This is a genomic window from Allofournierella sp. (assembly GCF_017889395.1).
In the GTDB taxonomy this organism is placed as follows: domain Bacteria; phylum Bacillota; class Clostridia; order Oscillospirales; family Ruminococcaceae; genus Allofournierella.
Window position 1 is genome coordinate 1 of the sequence record NZ_JAGHKE010000151.1, and the last position, 6,682, is coordinate 6,682.

The 6,682-nt window shown below is 53.3% G+C and carries 6 protein-coding genes; all 6 read right to left on the minus strand.

The annotated features are described in order from the left end of the window. The coding region (locus J7G73_RS13120) for a hypothetical protein (protein ID WP_291246583.1) at positions 1–214 on the minus strand (214 nt) is incomplete at its 3' end. Positions 215–223: 9 nt separating this feature from the next. Beyond that, positions 224–1,228, minus strand: a complete 1,005-nt coding sequence (locus tag J7G73_RS13125) for a hypothetical protein (RefSeq protein WP_291246584.1) — start codon at positions 1,226–1,228, stop codon at positions 224–226. 11 nt (positions 1,229–1,239) lie between these two features. Next, complete coding sequence (locus J7G73_RS13130; protein ID WP_291246585.1) at positions 1,240–3,672, minus strand: hypothetical protein; 2,433 nt, start codon at positions 3,670–3,672, stop codon at positions 1,240–1,242. 66 nt (positions 3,673–3,738) lie between these two features. After that, positions 3,739–4,065, minus strand: a complete 327-nt coding sequence (locus tag J7G73_RS13135) for a DUF5713 family protein (RefSeq protein WP_291246586.1) — start codon at positions 4,063–4,065, stop codon at positions 3,739–3,741. 11 nt (positions 4,066–4,076) lie between these two features. After that, positions 4,077–5,507, minus strand: a complete 1,431-nt coding sequence (locus J7G73_RS13140; RefSeq protein WP_367114013.1) for a DUF6138 family protein — start codon at positions 5,505–5,507, stop codon at positions 4,077–4,079. Positions 5,508–5,677: 170 nt separating this feature from the next. Continuing rightward, positions 5,678–6,133: a TetR/AcrR family transcriptional regulator gene (locus tag J7G73_RS13145; RefSeq protein ID WP_291246587.1), complete on the minus strand. Its 456-nt coding sequence runs from the start codon at positions 6,131–6,133 to the stop codon at positions 5,678–5,680. Between the last annotated feature and the right edge of the window lie 549 nt (positions 6,134–6,682).

Sequence of the window (6,682 nt, forward strand, 5' to 3'; positions counted from 1 at the left end):
ATACAAAGTGCTGATACAGGCACTTCAAATTCCCCTGTTCATCCCGGGAAAGCTTTATCCCGTTTTCATACCGCAAAGTATCGGCATACAGGATAAAACCATCCACTTTCCCTGATGAAGCCCGAAACTCACCGTTTCCAATAACGGCTATATCGCCACATTCAAATGTAACCGAAGAAGAAGTGGTGTGGATTTTCGTAATTGCTTCGATCATCTGGGAATATCACCTCTCATCTCCGGGCGCTACCATTCTCCACCCGGATGTCTGCACCCGGATCACAGGGCGGAAAAAGTCATAGTCATTGTGGATCTCATTATCTTCCCGAACCTCCGGTTTACAGTGAGGGGAACAGGGCAAATATCCCAGCAAAGGACCCATGCCACCGCAGATATTGCAGCCGCCGTCGCCGCCGCAGGTGGTCAATGTTTTCCCGTCTACCAGCTCCCGCTTATAGGGATCGTAGGCAATAGACAGACCAAAGAAGTTGGGCTGCTCCATGTCGTATGGCTTACCCTGGTCTTCCCCGTTTTCAAAGTGATGCAGATGCATGGAGTAGTCCAGTCCATCCCCCCAGGGAAACAGGGTGCGGCATCCGCCCCCGCACAGATAGGCCCACTCATCCGGCGTGGGAAGGCTGGCTGCCAGCTCCCACAACAGGGATCGCTGAAACTCCGGGTAGGTCATTGGATGGCACAGCCAAGCTCGCCAGCTATCGCCATTGCGCTCAAAGCGGACCGTTTCGTGTATCTCAAAACTCTGGCTGTCCTGGCCTGCCCATTTCTGCAAGTTCTCCAGCCAGTCGGGGTGGGCGGTGATGCGCGGATCGTTCATGGGTACGCTTTCCCAGCCGATCTCCTCCAGCTTCCTGCCCACGAACATGGGGCCGATGGTCACCCGGCGTACTGGGGTCATTCCCTGCCGGAGAAATTCCTCCGCAGTGCCCTTATATTCGATTTCCGCAAAAGTATCCACCAGTTCCTCCTGGTTGGCCTTATCCATCCCTTGGACAAAGCTCTCCCAGCCAAGAATCACGGTATCGCCCGGGACAAAGACAAACTCCCGGCCACCTTTTTCAAACAGACCGGTGGTGCAGCTTTGTCCCCAACGGGAAAAGGCGTATAGTTCCTTGAAAGCAAGTCCATAACGAGTCGCCAGCGTCTGCATCAGCCAGAGCTTATCGGACAGTTTCAGTGCATTAAATTGTGGGCGAAATAGTTTTTCCTTCATAGCAGCGCACCTCACAGCAAATCTGCTTTGATACCGCACCGTTCCAGAACCGGCAGCACCTGTTCCGGCTTAGAGGACATGAGGGTAATATGTTTGAGATTAGGGAACTGGCGCAGTTCATCCTCAGTAATGGTATTAAGATCAAAGGCTCCATCCTCGCCATCCCAGAACGGACAGAGCTGGGTATAAATCTCGCTGCCGCCATCCATCTCAATTTCTGTGACCGACCGGGCCAGCCGCGCCGGGACAGGGTATTGTTCCAGCCACTTCCGAATCTCTGGGATGGGTTCATACCCTTCCGCGTCAATGTCGATCTTGCGGCGACTGTACTCTCTGGCAAACTCATGGGCATCCAGTCTAGGAGCCAGTAAGCCTTTCTCGTACATCAGGACTTCCATGACCGCCAGCTTGAAGTTGAAGGTATCAAAGTGCAGCACTGGTTCCGTCGGTTTGGATAACTTGTATTTCTGCACTTTCGCCGCCTTATTCTCTGGCTCTTTCCAGCTGATCTGTACCATAGCGGAGAGGGCCTCCAGCTTTGCTTTCTGCGCTGATTGCTCCTCTGGAACAGGACCCGGCAAGCGGGTATAAACGGTAAAGCCGCCTAATTTGAGGGTATGGGCAAATCCGCCGAAATCCTTCCAGCTGGCCTCCCGGTAGTCCTTGGACCCGATCCAGACCGCTCCGTCAAATGCCTGCCGGACCGCATACTCTCCCTGTGCCGCTACCCGGACACCAAGGGTTTTGATGGTCTGCTCATCTTCATCCAACCAGCCCTGGAGTCCAAGCTCGTCCCACAGGGCAAGGGCCTGGGTATAGGGACTCTCTCTGCCTGTAATGGGACTTTTCCGTGTTCCATTTTGCAGGACAATGCGGGCGGGTCCTAACTTTTCCGCCAGCTGTGGCAGGGTAAACGGCGGCGTAAATACCGACCCCAGGATGGTCAGGCTGTCTTTTTTGAGAATGATTTTCCGCTCTGTGGCCTTGGGCGGCAGAAAGATGGGCAGATTCGGGTACACTTCTTTGTACTCCCGCCATTCCAGCTTTTTGGGCTTGTTTGCCGTCCGCAGGAAGTCCCAGAAGTCGATGGGATAACGAAACACCGGCCCAACCCTATCCCGCCGGGTGACAATAACCACCGTGTCATCGGTGAGTATTCCGATGTGCTGCATTTTCTCCCCGCCGAACATTCCCGGACGGATACGCAGCACTTCACAGGTATTTCTATTGATGAGCTGGGCAAAGTCATCGGAAAGGATTTCGCCGTTTCCCTGCACCAGCAGCCAGTTCCCGGTAAACCAGCGCAGTTTCAGCCCCTCGCCCATTCCAGGCAGGAGGGCAATTCGGCACCTCCCGGTGTCCATGTCCAGTTCCAGCAGGCATTCTTCCACTCTTCCCTTGCCGCTGACAGCGTGTGTCATGGCAATGCGGCCTGTACCGGGAATGGGAACGGCCTCGGAAAGATGGTCGTATCCATACAGAGAGAAGGTATGTTTTGTTACCCTGCCGTTTTCCCATCGGTAGATCTGCCCCTTATACCACTCGTTGGAAAAATAGACCCGGCCCAGCCCGTCTGTCGTAATGCCACAATGATATTTGGTGCTCCATCCATCTTCCGGCAGAGTCCAGTTTTTCACATCCTGGCAGGTGCCCCGGTCAGTCAGTTCGATCCGTGTAGCGTTGGTGGGATCACCCACCCAGAGGGAATGGTCAGCCCAGCACAGAGTCCGGGGTGGACCATCGTATCCGATGGGGGACGGTTCGGCCCAGTTGAGGGTAGCTGGATTCTTGCTCAGTAATACCCGGCCAATGGTTCCGCTGCCAGCGGCTCTGGACGCGGCATAAAGTTCATGTTCCGGGGAATAGGTAAGGTGCCCAAGGTGCGGCAAGCTGTGGGAGCGGATTACCTGAGGCGGACGCTGGCGCAGATCGGCCACACATCCGCTTTTCCATTCTTCTGCATCCTGGTTTTTCCATTCACCCGCCGCAAAATCACCCGCCAGGGAGTTGAAAAAACAATCGTACTCATCCTGAAGTATGTATTCCTCGCAGGGCATCAGCTTCCCAGGGTCCTGCTCCTTGGCATGGTCGCCCCATTTTCGCCCTTGCTGTTTCATCAGGTGGCAATATTGCCCCTGCTTTTTGCAGTAGCGTTCCCATTCGCTGCGTTCTTCCTCTGGGATCAGGGCAAACAGATACTCGTCCTCATCATCCAGGTTATACAGCGCCCAGCCGAAGGCAGACAGCTCCTGTCCCAACGCTGCCACCCCTTTTTCATGGGACAGTTTCATATATTGGATGCCAACGACATCAAAGCGTTCATCCAGCAGCGCCGGGACCTGTGCGCCCCATTTTTCTCGAAGCTCCGCCAGAGTGTCCTGTACGGCTCCGTCAAATTTCAGAATGTCCAGCGCATCCTCTATGATTTGTTTGAACTCTGCCATCGGTCGTTTCCCCTTTTCCCAGTTCCTGCATCATAGCGACAGCCATGTGGTCAACGCACTGAAAAATTACCAGTCCCGTTCCCGGATGGCCTCTTCGGTGTCAATGGGAATGTCAAACCACTCCAGAATGTAGGCCACGGTGACGCCAATGCAATCCCGCGCTACCGTTTCAATCTCACTGTCGTTTTCGTAAAATTCATCCTGAAGATCGTTAATGCCGCAGACCGCCTCATCCAGCGTTTCCTGCACCACTTCAGTGTCGGTTTCGCCGCTCTCCAGCAAATCAATGACCTTTTGAAGTTCATCCTTTACCTTGTCTACCAGAAAAGCAGGATAATAATCATCCTGATACATCTCGTCCAGTAATTTATAATCGGGATCAAAGGTTTTCATTTTGTTTCCTCCTATCGAAAAATTTCCTGATACTGCTCTCTCAGTTCCTCCGGAGCTGCTTCCACCACTTTCTGACCACCCTTGGCGCTGGCTTTGCCCCAGATCACATAGCAGACCGTTTCCCATGCGTATTGCAGCACTTCCTCCGGGCTGGCTTCTGTTTCCTCGGCGGGTTCCTCGTCCTCATCGTCATCCTCGTCGGAGGAAAAACCGCTTGGAACGATCTCGGACAGGTGGATTTTTGCCTCCAGCAGAGCGTCCAGGCTTTCTGCATTTGCCATCCACGCGGCATAGTCCTTGGAATACTTCATGTTCTGCATGGACAGCACACCCCGGACAAACACAGGGACGGTATCGGTGGTAAATCCGAACTGTTTCACATACTCCCGGAGGAATTTTTCCTGTAAGTGGGAGTGCTCATCATCACAGAGATCGAGATAATCCCATACCAGATGCCGCCACTCTTGCCCCAGCATTCCCAGGGCGAACACGGCAAAACTTCCGGGGAGCGCACACTGCTCATCGCTGAGATTGGTGTACTGCTCATATTGCCGCATGGCAAGCCGGGCGTACCGTTCCATCAGGGGGTGGAGACTGGGGTACTGCACGGCACAGGCAAAGAGCTGGTTTACTCCCTTTTTGGGCAGGCCTGTGATGGGCAAATACCTCTTTTCCGGTCCTTTGAACTCCACCGCATAGCTTCGGGGAAAATCCTCCTGCTCCAGAACCTCACACAGGTAATTCAGCACTTCACGGCAGCATTCCTCGGTGTTGTCTCTGGCCGTAATGCGGATCACAGCAAAGGCATCGTTGGCCGATGCGGTGAAGTGCTCTGTTTTCCTCTTTTGCAGAGAGATTGGCAGCCTGCCGGTTCCATGTTCCCGGAGCTTTTTCACCATATCAGGACGGACTTTCTCCACCAATCCAAAGAGGTAATTGGTGTCCAGATACTCAAAGTCCATACCATATACCTTATAGCTCACTGCCACATAGCAGGCGAAACGCAGCAGCGGCTCCGGGACCTGTTCTGCACGGATACCTGGTTTCAGGGAATACTCCCGATCCCAGAAGTGGTCATCTTCACTTCCTGTTCCGACAAAATACTTCTCTTGTAATTCCCGTTTCAGCAGGTCAAACAAATAATAGTCAATTTCACCCCACCGGCTCTGGCGGCGCAGGTTTTCGCTGAAGGCGATGGCCTGTTCCGCATCGAGCGTTTCAGCCCGCTGCGCTTCGGTCCATTTTCTTACCAGAGCGTGCACCTCAAAGGGTGCGCCTTCGCTGCTGACCACTACCGGCGGCCAGAGGGAATCAAGCCGCGTGATTCTCCCGTCAATGGCATCCTGAATGCACTGATCAAAGAGCGGTTGCAGTTCCTCCTGTACCTCGGGCTTCATCCAGTAACAGCGCCCGTCCGCACTATTTCGTTTTGGTAAATTCATATCAGGCACCTCTTTCCGAACAATAAAAAATGCCCTGCGACACCCTGTCACTTGGACAGGCTGACGCAAGGCATAAAAAGGCCGCACAGACCCGAGACCTGTTTTCCAAGGCCCTGTGCTTAACAATATTCTGCTGTCTTTCGTGTCCGTTTGGACATAGGAACCCACCGCTATACATTTGCTTTCACCTGCCGCGCATCCTCTTTTGCACGCTCCATCTCGTCCACCAGAGCCCTGACCTGGAATTCCACCATATCCTCCGCCACCTCCGGAAACAGGAAGGGCATAGTGTCCGGAATGGCCTTGTGTACCATCATCATGGCCAGAGCCAGATTACCGAACAGCCGAGAGTCAATGCTGTCTGTGGGGAGGCCAAAGATGGAGAGCAGTTTTCCATAAAAACTGACCTGATCCTGTCGGAATGCCTGAAAATTCTCCTCGGAAAGGCAACGGCGTACTTGCTGCTCCTCCTCAATGGACAAAACAGCGACTCCGCTTTTGGCACCATAGCAGCAGTTTTTCAGGAAGGTTTCCACGCCCGCCCGCCAACTGAGCGTCGGGTCTTCCATCAGCTGACGGGCGTAGTCCAACAGTCTGGGCTGCTGATATCGCAGGGCGTAGAGCACCAGTTCCTCCTTGGATGAGAAGAAACTGTAGAAGAAGGTCTTGGAATCAGCCCCCGGTCCGCGATACACTGGATCATGGTGACCATCAGGGCTTCCTTTACCTGCGCCCTCTCCTCATCGGAGTACGCCTTTCTTGCCACAAGCTGTCACCTTCTCGTATAAAGTACAAAATTAAAAAATAGTCTTTATTTGTATTATAGCGAAACTCTATTGAAATGCAAGACTGCTCAAAAAAATAAGTCTCGCAGTGCAACGCACCGGGGGCACAGCAGGCTGCGTTCAAGTATGCCAAAAAGCAGCTGTGTGACACCACTTCCCTCAACACTGTCTCCATACTCCTTTTCCTGTGTTCACAGCGCGGCATCCTGCAAAGCAATGCTTTCGCCCCCCTGTGTTCTGTATTTTAAGTTCCAATTAAGTTTCAGGGAATATGATGATGCTGTTCTCAAACGAACAATCCACAATGAGAAAGGAACCTTCCCATGAAAAAGCAGCTACTTGCAATGGTTACCGCCGGTGCACTTCTGCTTTCCGCAACCGCCTGCGGCA